The sequence below is a fragment of the Pseudofrankia saprophytica genome (assembly GCF_000235425.2).
Lineage (GTDB): Bacteria > Actinomycetota > Actinomycetes > Frankiales > Frankiaceae > Pseudofrankia > Pseudofrankia saprophytica.
Genome location: NZ_KI912266.1, coordinates 2,446,765 through 2,464,664, shown reverse-complemented (window position 1 = coordinate 2,464,664; position 17,900 = coordinate 2,446,765). Strand labels below are relative to the sequence as shown.

Genomic DNA, 17,900 nt, shown 5'->3' with positions numbered 1-17,900 from the left:
GGCGGCGGCCCCTGCGGCGCGCCCCACTGCTGGGGGGCCGACGGCGGCCCGGCCGGGGGCGCCCACCCGCCAGGCGGCGGTCCCCACTGCTGGGGCTGGCCCGGCGCGGGCGGCGGCGGGCCCCACGGCTGCTGCCCGTGTCCCGGCTGACCGCCGGGGGGCGGCGCGCCCCAGGGCTGGCCGGGCGGCGGCGTCGGCCCCGGCCGCGGCGGGGCCTGCGGCGGCTGGGGGGTGGGGGCCGCGGCCGCCTCCGGGCGCACCAGCTGGGTCGGTGCCTCGAACATCTCCTCGTTCTGCGCCGGCCATCCGCCGGACGGCCCGGCCGCGTTCGGCCGCGGGCTGGGCGAAGCCGGTCGCGCGGCGGGGGCGGGCTGTGCGGCCGCCGGACCGGGCTCGTCGACAGCGATGCCGAAGTCGGTGGCGATGCCGGCGAGCCCCGCGGCGTAGCCCTGGCCGACGGCGCGCACCTTCCAGGCACCCGCCCGGCGATACAGCTCGACCATGATCAGCGCGGTCTCGGCACCCAGGCCCTCCGGCGCGAACCGGGTGATCTCCGCGCCGCCCCGGCTGTCCCGCACGGTGACGGTCAGCCCGCGGACGGCGGCGAACGTCGCGGGTCCCGAACCGTCGAGGCTTCCGGTGACGACCACCTTGTCGATGTCCGGCGGGACGGCCGCCAGCGAGAACTCCAGCGACGAGGGCGGCGTCAACCGCACGCCCGGGCCGTTGGGCTGGTTGTAGAAGACGAAGTCGGCGTCCGAACGGACCTTGCCCGTCGGCGTCACCAACAGCGCGGCGATGTCGAGCGGCGTCGACGAGGAAACCTCCACCCGCACGTCCGGCGTCGGCAGCGGCGCGTTCGCCCCCTTGCTCAACACACCAGCCATGGTTCCTCCCGTACTCAGCCGGCCCGGTTCGCCCCGGCTTTCACCCGGCTGCTGCCGGGCGGGCGTGGCCACCGGTCCCGATCGTTCCAGATAGAGCCTGCGCAGGGACATCCCCGGCGCCAGCAAATCCCCGACTCCGGGGGCGTACGCACCGCGAACGGCCTCTACTACATCATGGCGCTCTCCCCATGCGACGTTACGGTGCTCACCACCCCGGCGGGCCGGCCAGGCCGCCGAGGCGGGCAGGCCGCCAAGGCGGACGGGCCGCGAGGGCGGGGTTGCCAGGGTGGGCTGCCGCCCACGGCGGGGCTGCCGTGGGCGGGGCGACCTTACGATCGGGCGTTGTGGATGTGCGCGTCGCGGTCGAGCGACACCTGGTAGGCGAGTTCGGTCCGATCAGTGGCCGCGCGGGGATCACCTTCCTGGGCGCCGAGCCGATCGACGTGCTGCGGTTCGGCCCGCATCCGGACAGCTTCTTCCGGTACGCGACGGTGGGCATGTCGGCCGAGCCGATGGGTGACCCGGCGGCGGCGATCCGGGACCCGGCCGGTCCGCGGGTGGAGCTCGTGCTGTCGCTGCGGGCTCCGCGCGACAGCGTCGCGCGCCGGCTGGCGGTGCTGGCCGCGATTCCCGCGGTCGAGGGTGTCCCGGTGGCCGCGGGTGCCGGCCTGGACCTGGGCGAGCCGCTCTGGGATGACGCTCCGTTTCACGGGGTGCTCGTCGGCGAGCCGGGCGGCCTGGTGCCGGATCTGCCGCTCGCCGAGCTGGCCGGGCATCGTGGCGCGGGTCCGGCCGGAACTCCGGCGCCGGTGCGGTTTCTGCCGGTCTTTCCGATGACGCCGAACGAATCGGCCTACAAACGGGTCCATGGTGCGGCGGCGTTGCGGGAGCGCTGGCTCGCCGAGGAGATGGACCTGCGCGATCCCCGTCGGCGGGGCCTTCGTATCTGACGCCTGGCTCGTGGCCTGACACCTGGCTTCCGTCCCGGTGCCTGGCTTGCGGCCGGCCTTTGCCTTCCGGGTCCGTCGGTCGGTGGGAAGGCGCCCGGGCCGCCGGTAAGTGACGGTGCTCGCGACCGCCTGCGCGACGCCGGTAGTCGCGCCTACGCTCCCTGGAACCGGGCGGTCGGCGGTTCGCCGAAGCCAGAATCCCCGCCGGGCGGGACATTCCGCCATGCGCCAGGTCACGGGAGGGCACGATGCAGTTCGGCCGTTACTACGAGGAGTTCGAGGTTGGTGCCGTCTACAAGCACTGGCCAGGAAAGACGATCACCGAGTACGACGACCATCTGTTCTGCCTGCTCACCATGAATCACCACCCGCTGCACATCGACGCGCATTACGCCGAGGAGACCACCCAGTTCAAGCGGAACGTCGTGGTCGGCAACTATGTCTACTCGCTGTTGCTCGGCATGTCGGTGGCGGACGTGTCCGGCAAGGCCATCGCGAACCTCGAGGTCGAGTCGCTGCGCCATGTGAAGCCGGTGTTCCACGGCGACACCATCTACGGCGAGTCGACGGTGCTCGACAAGGTCGAGTCCAAGAGCAAGGACGACCGTGGCATCGTCACCGTCCAGACCCGCGGCTACAACCAGGACGGCGTCGTGGTGTGCGTCTATCGGCGCAAGGTGATGGTTCCGAAGCAGTCCTACGGAGTGGCCAGGGGCGGCGAGCAGCCCGGTCGCCCGGTCCCGGCCGAGTCCTGACCTTCACCCCATCCAGGCCAGTCCTCCCAGCTCCTCCCGTCATGACCGCGCGCCGGGTTTGTCAGCGCGTGGCTGGGCACACTTCGTGCGCGGACCCACATTTGGCCGTTGGCTGCGGTCCGCACGGCGATGCGTCCCCTGGACGCGGTGGAACGGACCGCCCGCGAGGTGGTCCAGGAGCTCGGGAGGAGCCAGGTGACGAGCGCACCCACCTGTCCCCGCTGCCTGGGTGGGCTACGGCCGCCCGACCTATGGAGCGACCAGTGGAGGTGCGAACAGCACGGCGACGTCTTCCCCTGGCATCAGGCGACCGCCGCACCGGAGCACGCACTGCGCCAGCTCGCTGATACGGCGACGGTACCCATCTGGGTACCGTCGCCGATGCCGGTCCACTGGTATGTAGGTGGGATCGGCTGGGCCGGCGACGACCGCGCGGGCGCGCGGGCGGTGGCGCTGGCGACGGCCGGGCCGTCGCCGGTCGGCGGCCCGGCGGACATGGTGCTGGTCGCCGAGTCGCCCGGCACGGGGCTGGGCGCCCGGCTCGCGGGAATCACCGGGCCCGACCCCGCGCAGTTGGACACCCTGCCCGAGGCGAAGGTCGAGGCGGCGGGGCATCCGACCGCGCTGTGGCCGGTGGGATGCCCGCACGACCGCGCGGCGTTCATCGGCGAGGCCGGCGGGGTGTGGCTGTGGCTGTTGCTGTGGCCCGCGGATGCCGCCCTCCTGCTGATGGAGCACCTGGTCCTGGAGGACCTGCGCGACCAGGCGGCGCTTGCCGACCGCCTGCTCTTCGGTGCCCAGACCGATCGGCTCAACTCGCCGATGCCGGGGCTCGAGAGCCCGGACTCCGCCGAGGGCGACGGCCACTGACGCACCGGGGTTTCCGCCGGGTGACGCGCCGGGGTTCCCGCCGCGCCGCGTCCGCTCGTAGGCTCTGCACACCCGGAGGGCCCGCAGGCCCGGTCCGGACGCGCCCCCGAGCGAAAGAGCACCGGCCGCCATGACCAAAACCGCCCCCCAGGCTCCAGCGAGCCCGGCGATCCCGTCGATCCCGGAGCGCGAGGCCGCGTCGGCGGAGTTCGCCACGGTACCGGTCGCGCGTGACCGACTCTGCGTCATCGTCAACCCGAGCGCCGGCGGAGGGCGAGCCGGGCGGGTGCTCGAGGACGTCACGGCGGCGCTGCGCGGCTGGGCGGCCGAGGTCGAGGTGGCGAGGACCCGTGACATCGCCCACGCGGACGAGCTCGCCGCCGCGGCGGCCGGCTCGGGCCGGGTCGCGGTGGCGCTCGGCGGAGATGGGCTGGTCGGACGGGTGGCGGGGGCCACCGCGAAGGCCGGGGGCCTGCTTGCCGTGCTGCCCGGCGGGCGGGGCAACGACTTCGCCCGAGGCCTCGGGATCCCCCGCGACCCGGTGGCCGCCGCCAGCGCCCTCGCGGGCGCGGTGGAGCGCCGGGTCGACCTGCCGGAGGCGAACGGCACGCCGTTCATCGGCATCGCGAGCCTGGGCTTCGACTCGGATGTCCAGGTCATCGCCAACAGGACCCGGCTCCTGCGTGGTCAGAGTGTCTACACGTACTCGACGATGCGGGCCCTCGTACCGTGGCGGCCGGCGCGTTTCACCGTCCGGCTCGACGACGGCGAGCCGCGCGAGGTCGTCGGATGGTCGGTCGCCGCGGCGAACGCGCAGTACTACGGCGGTGGGATGCGCTACGCCCCGGGCGCGGACATCGCCGACGGGCTGCTGGATGTGGTGTTCCTGCACCGCATGGGCCGGCTCACCCTGCTGTTGCTCTTCCACAAGGTCTTCAAGGGCACCCACGTCGACACGAAGCACGTGACCGTGCTCCGGGCGCGCCGCCTCACCGTCGACGCCGACCGCCCGTTCCAGGTCTACGCCGACGGCGACCCGGTAGCGGACCTCCCGACCGAGATCGTCATCCGCCCCGGCGCCCTGCGTCTCCTCGCCCCGCCCGCCGACTGACCAGTTCGCCGGGCGCTGGCCGCCGGCCCGCCCGGCGGCAGGCCGGCGGACTTCAGGAAGCTGGCGGGCTTCCCTGTGCGCGAGATCCGCGGAAAGCGCCGGCTCCCGAGGCGCCGGCGCGGCGGGGAGAGGTGGTGCGGCGGCCAGCGCGCGGGAACATCAGGGAACGTCACCCAGGCAGAGCACGAAGTCGCTGCTGCCCCCGATCTCGCTGTACGTCGCCTCCACTCCCGGGACAAGAGCGCAGAGGCTCTCCGACTTGACCCGGTCGAGCACGATGTACTCGGCGTCATCCGAGGAGCAACCGACGATCTTGGCGCTTGTCGATCCCGTCTGGTGAATGCAGTCGCCGACCGAGGCGTTGCTGGGATCGCTGCGGCTCGCGACGGCGCCGATGATGATCAGGAGGATCACCGCCGCCGGAACGAGCAGTCCCAGGGCGGCAGGGCGGCGCAGCAGTGGCTTACCGGGGTCCAACGGTTGCCCTGGGCCGTACGGCAGCCGGGGCGGAAGTTTTTTGATCTTCTGCCACTGCACCAGGTTGATGATCAGCGTGACCGGCGTGGCGAAGAGCGAGACGATGCCCCACCAGCCAAGGAGCAGAGTCTTCGCCGACATGTCACGAACAACCGCGGTGCCGCACGTCCGGCAGAACGGTCCCGGCGTCTTCAGGAACCGCATGACGATGATGAAGCCTCTATGGCCGCGGATGGTCGCGGCGACCGCGGGCCCGCCGCCGCAGATGCGGCAGACCGGCCCCGGCGGCGGGCCGTACGGCCCAGGTCCCGGCATCGGCTGCTGGCCCGGCGCCTGGCCCTGCGGGGTGGGGGCGAGATAGCCAGGGGGCCCATAGCCGGCAGGCGGCCCATAACCGGGGGGCGGCCCATAACCGGGAGGCTGGCCCGATCCGGCCGGCCCGTTGCCGGGCGGCCCATAGCCAGGCGGGAAGCCGCCGGGAGCCGCGCCAGTGGAATCGGTCACCGCAAACCCTTCACCGTGTCGGGCGGAGCGGCGCAAAAGGTATCACTAAACCGACAAGCCCCGCTCACCGGCAGCAACCAGCCCAAGAGGCCCGTCGCCAGCCGAGTTATTGCCGCCTCAGCCAGGGATCACGCCGCCTCGCCCCCCGGGACGAGGCCGGCGATCACCACCCGTTGGTGACCGCCGCGGTCGGGCCGTGCCCGTCGGCGGGCTTCCAGACGTACCCGCCGCGGCCCAGCCGGCGGTCAACCGACCGCCGGCGGTGCCGGGCGGGGCGGGGCCGGCGCGGCGGGGCGCTGGGCGGATGCTGTCGGACGCGGCACTAGCGAATGCGGGGGGTGTCTCCGGTGGCGCGGTCGACGAGGGCGGCGAGGACGGCCGGGTCGGTGCCGTTCGCGCCGATGCCGCGGCCCAGGCCTTCCCTGGTGCCGTGGAAGTCGCTGGAGCCGGTCGCGAGCAGGCCGAGGTCAGCGGCCAGCGCGCGCAGCCGGGCCCGGGCGGCCGGCGGATGGTCCGGGTGGTCGACCTCGACGCCAACGAGACCGAGCCTGGCCATCTCCTCGATCACCTCCGGCCCGACGACCGGGCCTCGGGCCGCGGCGAACGGATGGGCGAACACGCTTACCCCGCCGGCCCGGTGGATCAGCCGCAGCGCCTCGGCGACGTCCGGCTGGGCCTTGCCGACCCAGTACCGGCTTTTGCGGCCACCAATCCAGTCCGAGGTGAAGGCCTCGTCGAGATGGGAGATCACCCCGGCCTCCAGGAGCGCGGCGGCGATGTGCGGCCGGCCGACCGTGCCGCCGGCCAGCTCCCCGATCCGCTCCCAGGTCACCGGGTGGCCGTCGGCGGCGAGCATCTCGACCATCCGCCGGGCGCGCGTCTCGCGGTCGTCGCGCAGGTGGGCGCGGGCGGCGGCGAATTCGGGCTCGTCGGGGTCGAACAGGTAGGCGAGCACGTGCAGGCTGATCACACGGTCCTCGGCGACCCGGACCTCGCACGAGATCTCGGCCCCGGGCACCAGCGTCATGCCCGGCAGGAGCGCGGCCTCCGCCGCCGCCATCCCGGCCGTGGTGTCATGATCGGTGAGCGCGATCGTCGACAGTCCCGCGCCGGCTGCCGCCGCCACCAGCGCCGCGGGCGCGAGCACCCCGTCGGACGCCGTCGAGTGGGTGTGCAGATCGATCCCGGCCAGCGCGACCTCCCCAGATCCGGCGGGCGCGGGCCCGCCCTGTCCTCACCCCAGCGCCCCGGCCCCCCATGATGTTCCGGGAACCGGCAGTGGGTGGGTTCCCGCACGTCAGGACGTGCGGGAACCCACCCACTGTTGTGCTCGACCCGCGGGTCAGTGCGCGTGCTTGGGCGCGCCCAGGCCCCGGGCGGGCGAGAGGTTGAGCGAACGGCCGGCGAGGCCACGGGAACGGTAGCCGAGCCGATCGGCAGTCGACCGCAGCTGCTTGCTGGCCTCGCAGTCGGGGTCGGCGACGACCAGCGGGACGCCGGCGTCGCCACCCTCCCGCAGCCGGACGTCGATCGGGATCTGCGCCAGCAGCGGCACGTCGTGGCCGAGCACCTTGGTGAGCCGCTCGGCGACGGCGGCGCCGCCACCGGCGCCGAACAGGTCGATCCGCTCGTCGCAGTGCGGACAGCTCAGGTAGGCCATGTTCTCCACGACGCCGACCACGTTCTGCCTGGTCTGGGCGGCGATCGTGCCGGCCCGCTCGGCCACCTCGGTCGCGGCCACCTGCGGGGTGGTGACGATCAGCAGTTCGGACGACGGCACCAGCTGGGCCAGCGAGATCGCGATGTCGCCGGTGCCGGGTGGCAGGTCGAGCAGCAACACGTCCAGGTCGCCCCAGAACACGTCGGAAAGGAACTGCTCCAGCGCCCGGTGCAGCATCGGACCACGCCAAGTGACCGGCTGGTTTCCCCGAGTGAACATGCCCGTGGAGATCACGCGAACGCCATACGCCTGCGGCGGCATGATCATCTTATCGACCTGCGTGGGCCCGCGCTCGATACCGAACATTCGCGGCACCGAATGCCCGTAGATGTCGGCGTCGAGAACACCGACCTTCAAGCCCGACTGGGCCATCGCCGTGGCGAGGTTGACGGTGACCGACGACTTGCCCACGCCGCCCTTGCCGCTCGCCACCCCGTAGACCCGGGTGAGCGAGCCCGCCTGGGCGAATGGGATCACCTTCGGGGCCACGCCGCCGCGCAGCTTTTCGTGCAGGGCGGACCGCTGTTCCGGCGTCATCACGGACAGCGCGACGCGGACGCCGGTGACACCCTCGATGGCGCTGACCGCGCGGTCGACCCTGGTGATGATCTCCTCGCGCATCGGGCAGCCCGACACGGTGAGAAGGACCACCACGTCCACCGAGCCGTCGCCGCGGATCTGGATGGCCTCGACCATGTCGAGCTCGGTGATCGGCCGGCCGATCTCGGGGTCGAGGACGGTCGCGAGCGCCGTCTGGACCGCGTCAGAGGTAAGAGTAGGAGCTGGCAACGAAACCTCAGCCGTCTGGCTACCGCCGCGAAGCGGCAGGTACCGGCAGTGTGTGGACCTGAACTGGACGGAGTTCCACCATAGCCCGCGCGGCGGCCGGCTGGCCCCGCCCAACGTGCCCTAAGCACCTGCCCCGCCATCGACGTAGGCTGATCCAGTGAGTTTGCAAGCGTCGCCCGTCGAGGGAGACGGATCTCCCTCGGGGCTGGGTTTCGCTCGGCCGGATGCCGCGAGCGGCGAGGCGACGCCCGCCGAACCTCGGGCCACGTTGCCGGCCCCACCCGAGACGGACCTACCCGGCACGGTCGTGGCTGGCACGGTCGTGGCCGGGACGGTCGAGCCGGGGTGTGGTTCGGCGGACCCGGCGGCCGAACGGGTCGACGCACGCGGGATGCGCGCCTGGCGAGGTCTGCTGCGCGCGCACGCGCAGGTCACCCGGGTGCTCGAGGCCGAGCTCGAGGAGACGCACCACCTGCCGCTCGCCTCCTACGACGTGCTGGTCCAGCTGACCGAGGCGCCGGACGGCGCGCTGCGGATGAGCGAGCTCGCCGACGCGGTGCTGCTGTCCCGCAGCGGGTTGACGAGACTCGTCGACCGCCTGGTGCGCGAGGGACTGGTAGAGCGCAGGTCCTGCCCGTCCGACCTGCGCGGGACGCTGGCGGTGCTCACGCCGGCCGGTCTGGCGCGGCTGCGGGACGCCTCCGGCACCCACCTGCGCGGCGTCGCCCGTCACGTCCTGTCCCACTACTCCCCCGAGGAGCTGGAGCTTCTCGGGGACCTGCTCGGCCGGCTGGCCTCCCCGGCCACCGATTCCGGCTCCTGCGGCGCTTAGCGCCGCCTCAGGAGCAGCGAACCGACCGCCTCGACGACGGCGCCGCGACGCGCGTCCGAAAGCCAGAGCTTCCGGAAGACGGAGGATCAGGTGGCGTCGGTGTCCCAGGGGGTCACGGCGTCCGCCGAGGTCTGGACCCGGGTGGCCTTGGCGTCCACCGGCTTCGCGGGTTTGCCAGGCGCGGCCGGGGCACCGCCGGGCACCCGGTCCTTGGTCAGCGACGGCTTCTCCGAGGGCTCGTCGCCGAAGAGGTCGATCTTGCCCTGCTTGTTCCGGTAGGTCGGGAACAGGTCCTCGTCGCCGTCCTCGAGCAGGTGCTTGCGGACGAACGTCTTCGGGTGCAGGTCACGGATGTCGAGATCGGCGATCTCGGGACCGAGCTCGGAGCGCAGATCATCACGAACACCGTTCGCCATCTGCCGCAGCTGTCGCAGCATCCTGCCTGCGTCCCGGGCGACCCGGGGAAGCTTGTCCGGACCGAAGACGAACAGTCCGAGCAAGAGCAGGACAGCGATTTCTCCCCATCCGAGCCCGTTGAACACGGCCAGAGCGTACCTCCGCCAGACTCGCCCGCGTAGGACTCTGGAGTGACAAGCAGGTATCCAGCGGCGACGGGCCTAGTTCTTCTGCTCGGTCAGGGTCACCTGGGCGGTGGCGTCGCGGCCGGCACGCTGGTACTGCACCGTCACCCGGTCGCCGACGTGGTGGCGCCGGGCCGTCTCCAGGAGCTGGTTCGCCCCGGAGACCGCCGCGTCGTCGATCCTCGTCACGACGTCACCGACCCGCAGGCCGGCGGCGGCCGCCGGGCCGCTCGGGTCGACGTCGCGGATCAGCGCCCCGGGCGCGCGCCCGGTGGCCGCCGCGTCCGTCTGGGTGACGGTGGTGGCCGAGATGCCGAGGTAGGGGTGGGTCGCGTGACCGGTCTGGATGATCTCGTCGGCGATCGAACGCGCGTAGTCGATCGGGATGGCGAAGCCGACGCCGATGTTGCCGGTCTGGCCCTCGTCGCCGGCCGGCGCCCCGGGAACCGACCCGATGGCGGTGTTGATGCCGACGACCTGTCCGTTGCCGTCAACCAGCGCGCCGCCCGAGCTTCCCGGATTGATCGCCGCGTCGGTCTGGATCGCCCCGGTCAGCAGCGCCGATCCCCCGCCCGCGGTCGACGGCTCGGACGGGCTGCGATCGAGGGCGCTGACGATCCCGGTGGACACGCTGCCGGACAGGCCTAGCGGCGCGCCGATGGCGATGACCGGGGTACCCACCCGCAGCGAGCTGGAACGGCCGAGCGTCGCCGCCGGCAGCTGCCCGCCCGCGTCGATCCGGAGCACGGCCAGGTCGGTCTTCGGGTCCTGACCGACGAGCTGCGCGGGGATCTGGGTGACGTCCTGGTAGCGGGTGACGACGATCTCGCCACCGCCGTTCGCCGCCGCCGCGATGACGTGGACGTTGGTGAGGATGTAGCCGTCCGGACGGATGATCACTCCGGATCCGGTGCTGCCCTGCTGGCCTCGCACCTCGACCGTGACCACGGATGGCAGCGCCCGCGCAGCCGCGTCGGCGACCGATCCCGGCGCCCCTGCGGCCGGCGCGTCCGTGCCGACCACCATCCCGGTGCCGGCGGTGACAGGACCGCCGTCGGAACCAGCGTCGTCGGGGGCGAGCCAGGCGACGCACACCCCGCCCACGACGCCGCCGACCACGCCGGCGACGAGCGCGACCACCGCGAGCGCGCGGCCGCCGAACCGCCGCCGGCCGGCCTCGCCGTCGGGGCGCTCCTGCTCGGCCGGGTGGCGCGGCACGGCTGGCGTCACCTGCTCGCCGCGCTGCCCTCCGGCCGCGGCGGCCCTCGGCGCCGAGGGGGCGGGTCTCGAGGGCGCGGCCGTCGCCGGTGCCTGCTCCGACGACGAGGTACGCCGGTGGTGATGAGCGGGACGACCGGGCCGCGGGGCGCCCGGCGTGGCGGGCGTCCCGGGCCGCGCCGGCGCCGCCGGCTGGCTGCCCGCAGAGGCCGGCGCGCGCTGCGACGGTGGCGCCTGGTCGGGCGCGGGCTGACGCCGACCGCGGCCGTGGCGAGTGAGGCTGGGACGGTGGCGGCTGGGACGGTGGCGGCTGGGACGGTGACCGCCGCTCGGACGGAGGCGCCACCGGCGGCCGTGGGGCCGAGGACCTTGCTGACGGCGCGCCATCAGGACGGGCCGTCGGCTCGCGACGGTCCTTGCCCGCGAGGTCCAGGTCCGCGGCATCCGCCGACGGCGCCGAGGAGGTGGATGGCGCGCGGCGGAAGTCACCGGGCGGACGCGACGCGGGCGGGCGCGGCTTCGAGGCGGGAGCCGGCGCGGCCGCGGGCGCGGTGGTGGGCTTCGCCCGGTCAACCGCGGACGGCGTCTCCTCGGCGTCGTCCCGCGTGTCGGGCACCGGTTCGTCGGCCCGGGTGCGCCACCAGCCGGGTCGCTCCGGCCCGCGGGCCGGAGCGGCTCGGGCAGCCGGCGCGGCACCCGCCGAGTCCGCCGAGTCCGGCGGGTCCGAGTCCTGCTCGGGCCGAGCGGATTCCGGCGCGTCGGTCTTCGACGCGGGGGACCCGGCCCGCCCCGCCGGTTCGGAAGGGGACCCGTGATCGGCCGGGGACTCCTTGACGGCCGGCGCGGCGGCGGAGGCACGTGACAACGCTCGCGCGTCGGATGACCGATCGGTGCCCGCGTCCCGGCCACCGCCCAGGTCAGCGGGACGGACGGCATCCGCGGGAGCCTGCGCCCGTTCCAGCGCGACCCGGCCCACGGCGCTCGTCGCAGCGGTGTCGCGACGCAGAGACTCGCCGCCGTCGGTCACGCCCACGGGCCCTCCGATCACGCCCATGCCACTCGGAAGGAACCCGAGCCCCTGGGCCCGCCTGCCCAGGGCGACATGCGCGGAATACACGGTAGAGCCTGTTGGTGAACTTACCCACAGCGCATGGACAGACAACCCACATCAGGTAGCCGATTCACGACCTGGAGGGCGCAACGTGACCCAGCTGCGCCGTGCGGTGGCCTTGGTAGCCGAATTCCGCGGCGGCTCAGCCTCGGGTGGCGAACGAGACCGATGAGACCAGTGGAGTGGTTCCGCCCCTGTTGACCACAGGTAGTTGGGTAGCGGGAGCGGACGGACGGATGGTGTTCCCACGCGCGACGGTCGGCTGATCCCCCACGGTGACTCCCGTCACCGTCAACAGCATCAGGGCCGCGGACCCGACCAGGGTCCGGCGCACTCTCGCCTGGCCGCGGCCGACCCGGCCTTCTTCCAGGCGGCGGATCCGCGTGCCGTTCTCGCCGCGGGCGGACCGCGGCCGCGTCAGGTCGAGCGCGACGGCCGCCAGTTCCACCCGTCCGGGCGGCGCCACCAACCGTCCCCGCGGCGACCGCCCGACGGCGGCCAGGCCGGTCGGCGCGGCCAGCGGCAGGCGCGGGTGCGCCGCGCCCCGCCTGCTCGCGCCGCCATGCCTCGCCAGCCCAGGACGATGGACCGCCCCGCCGAGGCCGCGCGTGGTGCCGATTGGCTCCAGCGGGTCCCGGTCCGTCCCGCCGAGGCCGACCAGCCGGTCGGCCAGGCCAGCAGGTAGTGACGGGGCCAACAGGCCGGACAGCCGCTGCTTCATCCGCCGGTACTCCGCGACCTCCGCACGGCAGGCCGCGCAGTGCGCCAGGTGCGCCAGCGCCCGGTCACGCTCGTCGTGGCAGAGCTGGCCGTCCACGAGCGGGCAGAGCCGCTCGCCGAGGTGCGGCGTCACGCCCGCCTCTCCCGCACAGCGCCGATCTCGGCACCGCCCACGCTCGCAGTCGCGCGACGTCGGCGGCCACGCGGCCGCGTTCCCCCCTCCCGCGACCCAGCGGCCTCATCCGACGGCCGAGGTGAGGCCGGCGGGAGCGCGTCAGCCGCGGCCGTCACGGCGGGCAGCACCGCGGACGCCTCGGCGGCCACAGCCTGCGCCGGCACGCCTGGGCGCGACTCGCGCGGGGCGCGGTCCGCCAGCGCGGCGCGCAGCATCGCGCGGCCCCGTGAGATCCGGCTGCGCACGGTGCCGAGCTTCACGCCCAGCGTCTGCGCGATCTCCTCGTAGGAGAGCTGCTCGATGTCGCAGAGCACCACGGCCGCCCGGAAGTCCGGCGGCAGCGCGGCGAGCGCGGCCTCGATGTCGGCGTCCAGGTGCGTCTCGGCGTAGACCGCCTCCGGGCTCGCCTCGCGGCCGGCCAGCCGCTCGGTGTCCTCCGGGAGCGCGTCGAAGCGGATCTTCTGCTGGCGGCGCATCCGGTCGAGGAACAGGTTGGTGGTGATCCGGTGCAGCCAGCCCTCGAAGGTGCCAGGGGTGTAGTCGGCGAGCGAGCGGAAGACCCGGACGAAGACGTCCTGAGTCAGGTCCTCCGCGTCGTGCGCGTTGCCGGTGAGCCGGTAGGCGAGGCGGTAGACCCGGTTGCCGTGCTCCTTGACCACGTCTTCCCAGGACGGCGGCACCCAGGCCACCTCAGCCGTGGGGGCGGCCACGGCCACCGAGGCCGGCGGGGCCGTCGGGACGGACGGCTTGGCGTCCGGTCCGTTCACGGCTGCCTCTCGGTCGACTTTGAACGACGACCGTACTCGACGGGCGGGCCATGGCGCGGTAATTCCCGCTGCGGACACGAGCCCTTCTCCTCTCGATCTGCCAGGACAAGGCTGCAACAGAGTGCGACATGGCTCGACACGAACTTCGATGACCGGAGCAACGCGCCGCTGTCGTACGCCGTTCCCGTAGGCTCTGTATGTCATGCCGGACACCGACATCGGCGCACCCGATCGAGCCGCCGCCTTCGCCGAGGGCTTCCTGTTGGAAGACCCCGTCCTTCGTGCTGCCCGCGCACGTGCCGAGGAGGTCGGGATTCTCCCGGTCAGTCCCGGTGCCGGCGCGGTGCTGCGTTTCCTCGCCGCGTCCGTTGGCGCGCGTGCCGTCGTCGAGATAGGGACCGGGACTGGCGTCTCGGGCACCTGGCTGCTGCGCGGGATGCGCTCCGACGGCACGCTGACCACCATCGACGTGGAGGCCGAGCACCTCCGACTGGCCAGGCGGACCTACGCGGACGCCGGAATGGCGTCCAACCGCAGCCGTCTGATCACCGGCCGGGCGCTGGACGTCCTGCCCCGGCTCACCGACGGCGCCTACGACCTGGTGTTCTGCGACGCGGACCGCCGAGAGGGCACCGAGTACCTGACCCAGGCGCTGCGACTGCTGCGGCCGGGCGGTGTGGTCGTGTTCGCGGGCATCCTTCTCGACGGCCTCGCCGCCGACCCGGCGGTTCGCAACCCGGAGATCATGGCCATCCGGGAGCTCGCGACCGCGGTCCGCGACGACGCCCGACTCACTCCGATGTTGCTGAACGCGGGTGACGGCCTGCTGGTGGCCGCGGTCGCGAAGTCCTCGCCCGTCGGGTAGCCGAGGTCCGCGGGGTTCCCGCCGGATCGGCGACGGGGTTCCCGCCCAGCCCGCACCATGCATGCGGCGGGTCGGCGGCCGGGGAGGCTTGCCAGCAGGTCCTGGCCCGCGGGTTGGTGGCGGTACTGTCACGTTCTCCAGCTCACTCCCGTTGGCTTACGGCCACCTGAAGGCGCGGTAAGCGTGTCGGCATTCCGACAGACCTGCGGCGCAGGCCCCGGCGTTAGCGGGGCCCTGTTCAAGGCGCAAGCGACGGCGAACTAGTGTCGGATGGTGGCGACCGCACATCGCGGGATAAAGCCGGCACCTGGGGGAAGGATCATGTCGGGCAATCGGTTCGGTGACGGCGCTTCCGGCGGTGAGCACCCGGATCCGCCGGATCGGCGAATCGGATCCGGCGAGGACGCCAGGGGGCACGGTCGCCCACCACGTCGGCGTCGGCCGCCCTTCGTCGGGGGTGGCCGTGACCAGGGCAGCAACAATTCGCTTGCCGCGTTCCTGGTCGGCGTCGCCGTCATCGCCGGGCTCATCGGCTTCACCCTCAACCGGGTGACGACGGGGAAGGACGGCACCCCCGGCACCGCCACGCCGACCGCCAGTGCCTCCGCCGCGGCCGACCGGCTGACCGGGCTGACCGCCGAACAGGTGGCCATCCGGCTGCTCGGCGCCGGCATCCCGCTGCACACCACGATCGTCTACGACGCGTCGAGCGACCCGAACCAGCTGCTCGGCAAGCCGGGCGGCTACAGCAGCAAGATCGCTTTCCTGGACACCAGGACCGGCGTCAACCCGGCGGGCGTCACCAGCAAGGACCCCGTCGACCAGGGTGGCAGCATCGAGGTCTTCGCCGATCAGGCCGCCGCGAGCTCCCGGGTCCAGCGGCTGCGGACGGCCAGCGCCTCGAGCCAGCTGCTCCAGGAGTCCGACTTCCAGCAGGGCGGCGTGGTGCTCCGGGTGTCGCGCTATCTCGCCGAGACGGACGCGAACGGCTACCGGGACGCGCTCGCCGCGCTCGCCGCGCCGGCCGGAGCGGCGCCCGTCGGCACGGTTCCTCTCGGCACCGCGACGGCCGGCTGACCCATCCGGACCCGCCCGATCAGCTCCAGCGATCCGCCGAGACCGCCGGTCCCGCCGTCCTTCCCATCCATCCGGCATGGCGAAGGGGGACCAACGGGGCAGATTGCCGGCGGCTTCCGTGGGGAACCGCACCCGTGTGAACGTCCATGAGTTCTATACGGCTGACCCGCGCCGGCAAGAGTCCGAAGAGATCTCGTTCGGTGAAGGGTGGACCGACCACACTGACCCGTCGTCGACCTACCGGCTGAGCTGGGTCGCGCTGACGGGCGAGATCTACTCCGTGCGCGAGCCCCACCCGGGCGGCGGCCTGCTGGCCGCGGTCTTCGACCACTACAACGTCCACCAGGCCGACGTCGACGAGATGAAGGTGGAAATCCTGGCCGTGGCCGACCTGGCGAGCGTCGAGGAGGCACTGGCCGGCTGGCGCGAGAGGGTCGGCGAGCACGACAGCCTGCGCTGGGCGCGCGAACGGCTGCGCCGCACCCCCCAGCCGGCCGAACGGGGACTCGACGCGGGCCGCGCGTCCGGCCCCGAGGCCGTCGGGTAGCGCCTGGACCTGGGGCCGGGGCCGCCGGCCAGGAAGGACCACGGACGACGTCGCCGGCCGAGCGTCAGGAGGCCAGGACGGTCAGGAGGCCAGGACGCCGGCCGGGGCCGAGGAGTCCGCGGCCGCCGACGGTCCGGCTGTGGTGAGCCAGCGCAGGAGGGTACGGACGCCCCAGCCGGTGCCGCCCCGGGTGATCTCGGCGTCGTCGGAGTCGGCCCGGGCGGTGCCGGCGATGTCCAGGTGCGCCCACGGCAGCCCGTCGGTGAACTCGCGCAGGAACAGCGCCGCCGTGATCGACCCGCCGCCCACGTCCAGCGCGCGGCCCATGTTCGCGAGATCGGCGACCGGCGACTCCAGCGCCGGCCGGTACTCCTCGACCAACGGAAGCCGCCAGACCCGCTCGCCGGCCGCCGCGGCCGCCGTGGCGAGGTCGCCCGCGAGCGCGTCATCGGACGCGAACAGGCCGGCCGTGCGACGGCCGAGCGCGATCGAGACCGCCCCGGTCAGGGTGGCGAGGTCCACCAGCACGTCCGCGCCGAGCTCGGCGGCCGCGTATGCCAGTCCGTCGGCGAGCACCAGCCTGCCTTCGGCATCGGTGTTGAGGACCTCCACCGTCCGCCCGCCCCAGCAGGTGATGACGTCACCGGGGCGCATCGCCGTGGCTCCGATCATGTTCTCCGCTATGCAGAGCAGCCCGGTGACCCGGCCGGGCGCGCCAAGCTCCGGCAGCGCGACCATGGTGGCGAGAACGGCGGCCGCGCCCGACATGTCCGTCTTCATCGCGGCCATCGACCCCGGCGGCTTGAGCGAGAGCCCACCGGAGTCGAACGTGATCCCCTTACCGACCAGGACGCGATGTCCCAGCTCGGCGCCATCACCGGCCGGCGGCCCCTCGTAGCGCAGCTCGACCAGGTAGGGCGGACGCACCGATCCCGCGCCGACCGCGACCAACCCGCCGAAACCACCGGCCTCGAGCTCGCGGACGTCCAGCACCGACGCTTCCAGCCCAGCGGCGCGCGCCGCGTCCGCGGCCCGGGTGGCGAGCCACTCCGGCGACTTCACCAGGCTCGGGACGTTGATGAGATCCCGAGCGGTCAGCACGGCCCTGGCGAGGACACCGGCTCGCCGGACCGCCTCGGTGGCCTCCGCCAGCTCCGTCGGTGTCAGCGCGCGCGACGTCCAGACGATGACCTCGTCGATGCCGTGCCCGCGCTCCGCCGCCGCCGCCGGCGTGGCCGGATCCCGCGCCGGCGAGAGCTCATCGGTCTGGGTCTCGGCGTCCGCGGCGTCGGTGGCGCGTTCGTCGCCCGGCAGGTCGGTCTGTCCGGCCGCGAGGTCGCCAGCCTCGACGTCGGCCGAGGCGCCGGGCTCGACCACTGCCTTCCCCGGGCCGCGAGGCTGCCGGTAGGAGGCCAGCGCCAGGCCCTCGGTGAACGCGGCGAGCGCCACCGGGTCCGGGTCCGCGACGAAGGCGACCCGGTCGCCGGCGCTGGCCCGGCGAGCGAGCGCCGCGCCGGCCGAACGCCAGTCGGCGTCGCCGCCGAGGCCGGCGCCCACCAGGAGAAGTCGGGTCGGAGACTCGGCGCGGGCCAGTGGAACGACCAGAACCGAGCCGGCGTCGCCGCCGAAGGCGTGCGTGGTCAGCAGCGAGTCGAGATCGATGCCGAGCTCGGCGCAGGCCGAGCTCGCCATCGGGCTGACCCGGTAGGTCTCCGCGGCCGGGCCGGCCATGCCCGAGCCGTCCCGGCCGTCGGAAGCCGCCTCCCCGGACGACAGCACGACCACTGCGAGCGCGGACGAATCCGGCGCGGCCAGCCCGCCGGGTCGTAGGGTGACCACCGGGACGCTCCAGCGCCCCAGGTCACCATCACGGATGGAGATAGTCACACTTCCCTGATCGCGATCAGCTATCACGGACCGAGACGGCTCTACCCCGCTCATCGC

At 73.6% G+C, this 17,900-nt stretch carries 17 protein-coding genes; 8 read left to right on the top strand and 9 right to left on the bottom strand.

Translation table 11 applies throughout. From position 1 onward, the window contains the following. The coding region (locus FRCN3DRAFT_RS50620; protein ID WP_198535958.1) for a TerD family protein at window positions 1–887 on the bottom strand (887 nt) is incomplete at its 3' end. Window positions 888–1,231: 344 nt separating this feature from the next. On the opposite strand from FRCN3DRAFT_RS50620, the gene FRCN3DRAFT_RS0210275 reads away from it, so the two are divergent. The 4 genes from FRCN3DRAFT_RS0210275 to FRCN3DRAFT_RS0210260 all read left to right on the top strand — a co-directional run bounded on the left by FRCN3DRAFT_RS0210275 (window position 1,232) and on the right by FRCN3DRAFT_RS0210260 (window position 4,573). Then, window positions 1,232–1,837, top strand: a complete 606-nt coding sequence (locus FRCN3DRAFT_RS0210275) for a suppressor of fused domain protein (RefSeq protein WP_035924600.1) — start codon at window positions 1,232–1,234, stop codon at window positions 1,835–1,837. A 215-nt stretch (window positions 1,838–2,052) separates the two neighbouring features. After that, window positions 2,053–2,592 (top strand): MaoC family dehydratase, encoded by a 540-nt coding sequence (locus FRCN3DRAFT_RS0210270; protein WP_335341689.1) that lies wholly within the window; start codon window positions 2,053–2,055, stop codon window positions 2,590–2,592. A gap of 108 nt (window positions 2,593–2,700) precedes the next feature. Then, window positions 2,701–3,462, top strand: coding sequence for a DUF6758 family protein (locus FRCN3DRAFT_RS0210265; RefSeq protein ID WP_342435289.1), 762 nt, complete (start codon window positions 2,701–2,703; stop codon window positions 3,460–3,462). A 130-nt stretch (window positions 3,463–3,592) separates the two neighbouring features. Beyond that, complete coding sequence (locus FRCN3DRAFT_RS0210260; protein ID WP_007520095.1) at window positions 3,593–4,573, top strand: diacylglycerol/lipid kinase family protein; 981 nt, start codon at window positions 3,593–3,595, stop codon at window positions 4,571–4,573. 159 nt (window positions 4,574–4,732) lie between these two features. On the opposite strand, the gene FRCN3DRAFT_RS52885 is transcribed toward FRCN3DRAFT_RS0210260, so the two are convergent. The 3 genes from FRCN3DRAFT_RS52885 to FRCN3DRAFT_RS0210245 form a co-directional block, all read right to left on the bottom strand. After that, the gene (locus FRCN3DRAFT_RS52885) at window positions 4,733–5,554 is read right to left on the bottom strand and encodes an LppU/SCO3897 family protein (protein WP_007520098.1); all 822 of its coding nucleotides are present in this window, start codon (window positions 5,552–5,554) and stop codon (window positions 4,733–4,735) included. A 322-nt stretch (window positions 5,555–5,876) separates the two neighbouring features. Beyond that, window positions 5,877–6,746: a PHP domain-containing protein gene (locus FRCN3DRAFT_RS0210250; protein WP_027140441.1), complete on the bottom strand. Its 870-nt coding sequence runs from the start codon at window positions 6,744–6,746 to the stop codon at window positions 5,877–5,879. A 150-nt stretch (window positions 6,747–6,896) separates the two neighbouring features. Next, window positions 6,897–8,063 (bottom strand): Mrp/NBP35 family ATP-binding protein, encoded by a 1,167-nt coding sequence (locus FRCN3DRAFT_RS0210245; protein WP_007520102.1) that lies wholly within the window; start codon window positions 8,061–8,063, stop codon window positions 6,897–6,899. Window positions 8,064–8,220: 157 nt separating this feature from the next. Here FRCN3DRAFT_RS0210245 and FRCN3DRAFT_RS0210240 point away from each other — a divergent pair, with 157 nt between their 5' ends. After that, complete coding sequence (locus tag FRCN3DRAFT_RS0210240; protein ID WP_007520105.1) at window positions 8,221–8,895, top strand: MarR family transcriptional regulator; 675 nt, start codon at window positions 8,221–8,223, stop codon at window positions 8,893–8,895. 86 nt (window positions 8,896–8,981) lie between these two features. Here FRCN3DRAFT_RS0210240 and tatB read toward each other — a convergent pair whose 3' ends face one another. From tatB to sigE, 4 genes are all read right to left on the bottom strand, one after another. Beyond that, window positions 8,982–9,437: a Sec-independent protein translocase protein TatB gene (gene tatB / locus FRCN3DRAFT_RS0210235; protein WP_007520108.1), complete on the bottom strand. Its 456-nt coding sequence runs from the start codon at window positions 9,435–9,437 to the stop codon at window positions 8,982–8,984. Window positions 9,438–9,512: 75 nt separating this feature from the next. Then, entirely contained in the window at window positions 9,513–10,694 is a 1,182-nt protein-coding gene (locus FRCN3DRAFT_RS43750) for a S1C family serine protease (RefSeq protein ID WP_232793995.1), read from the bottom strand. A gap of 1,253 nt (window positions 10,695–11,947) precedes the next feature. Continuing rightward, entirely contained in the window at window positions 11,948–12,658 is a 711-nt protein-coding gene (locus FRCN3DRAFT_RS49370; RefSeq protein WP_007511645.1) for a hypothetical protein, read from the bottom strand. Continuing rightward, window positions 12,655–13,467: an RNA polymerase sigma factor SigE gene (gene sigE, locus FRCN3DRAFT_RS0210215; protein WP_007511644.1), complete on the bottom strand. Its 813-nt coding sequence runs from the start codon at window positions 13,465–13,467 to the stop codon at window positions 12,655–12,657. Before sigE ends, FRCN3DRAFT_RS49370 begins: the two co-directional genes overlap by 4 nt. Before the next feature lie 202 nt (window positions 13,468–13,669). On the opposite strand from sigE, the gene FRCN3DRAFT_RS0210210 reads away from it, so the two are divergent. The 3 genes from FRCN3DRAFT_RS0210210 to FRCN3DRAFT_RS43735 all read left to right on the top strand — a co-directional run bounded on the left by FRCN3DRAFT_RS0210210 (window position 13,670) and on the right by FRCN3DRAFT_RS43735 (window position 15,956). After that, window positions 13,670–14,332 (top strand): O-methyltransferase, encoded by a 663-nt coding sequence (locus FRCN3DRAFT_RS0210210; RefSeq protein ID WP_007511643.1) that lies wholly within the window; start codon window positions 13,670–13,672, stop codon window positions 14,330–14,332. Between the two features lie 321 nt (window positions 14,333–14,653). After that, complete coding sequence (locus FRCN3DRAFT_RS49365) at window positions 14,654–15,409, top strand: hypothetical protein (RefSeq protein ID WP_007511642.1); 756 nt, start codon at window positions 14,654–14,656, stop codon at window positions 15,407–15,409. 136 nt (window positions 15,410–15,545) lie between these two features. Next, complete coding sequence (locus tag FRCN3DRAFT_RS43735; protein WP_106410424.1) at window positions 15,546–15,956, top strand: hypothetical protein; 411 nt, start codon at window positions 15,546–15,548, stop codon at window positions 15,954–15,956. Between the two features lie 81 nt (window positions 15,957–16,037). Here FRCN3DRAFT_RS43735 and FRCN3DRAFT_RS0210195 read toward each other — a convergent pair whose 3' ends face one another. After that, a complete protein-coding gene (locus FRCN3DRAFT_RS0210195) occupies window positions 16,038–17,795 on the bottom strand; it encodes a leucyl aminopeptidase family protein (RefSeq protein WP_007511640.1) in 1,758 nt (585 codons plus the stop codon). Between the last annotated feature and the right edge of the window lie 105 nt (window positions 17,796–17,900).

What these genes read in the sequence shown, in the direction of transcription:
- FRCN3DRAFT_RS0210260 (WP_007520095.1), top strand. Translation starts at nt 3,593, where the DNA reads ATGACCAAAACCGCCCCCCAGGCTCCAGCGAGCCCGGCGATCCCGTCG.
- FRCN3DRAFT_RS0210210 (WP_007511643.1), top strand. Translation starts at nt 13,670, where the DNA reads ATGCCGGACACCGACATCGGCGCACCCGATCGAGCCGCCGCCTTCGCC.
- FRCN3DRAFT_RS49365 (WP_007511642.1), top strand. Translation starts at nt 14,654, where the DNA reads ATGTCGGGCAATCGGTTCGGTGACGGCGCTTCCGGCGGTGAGCACCCG.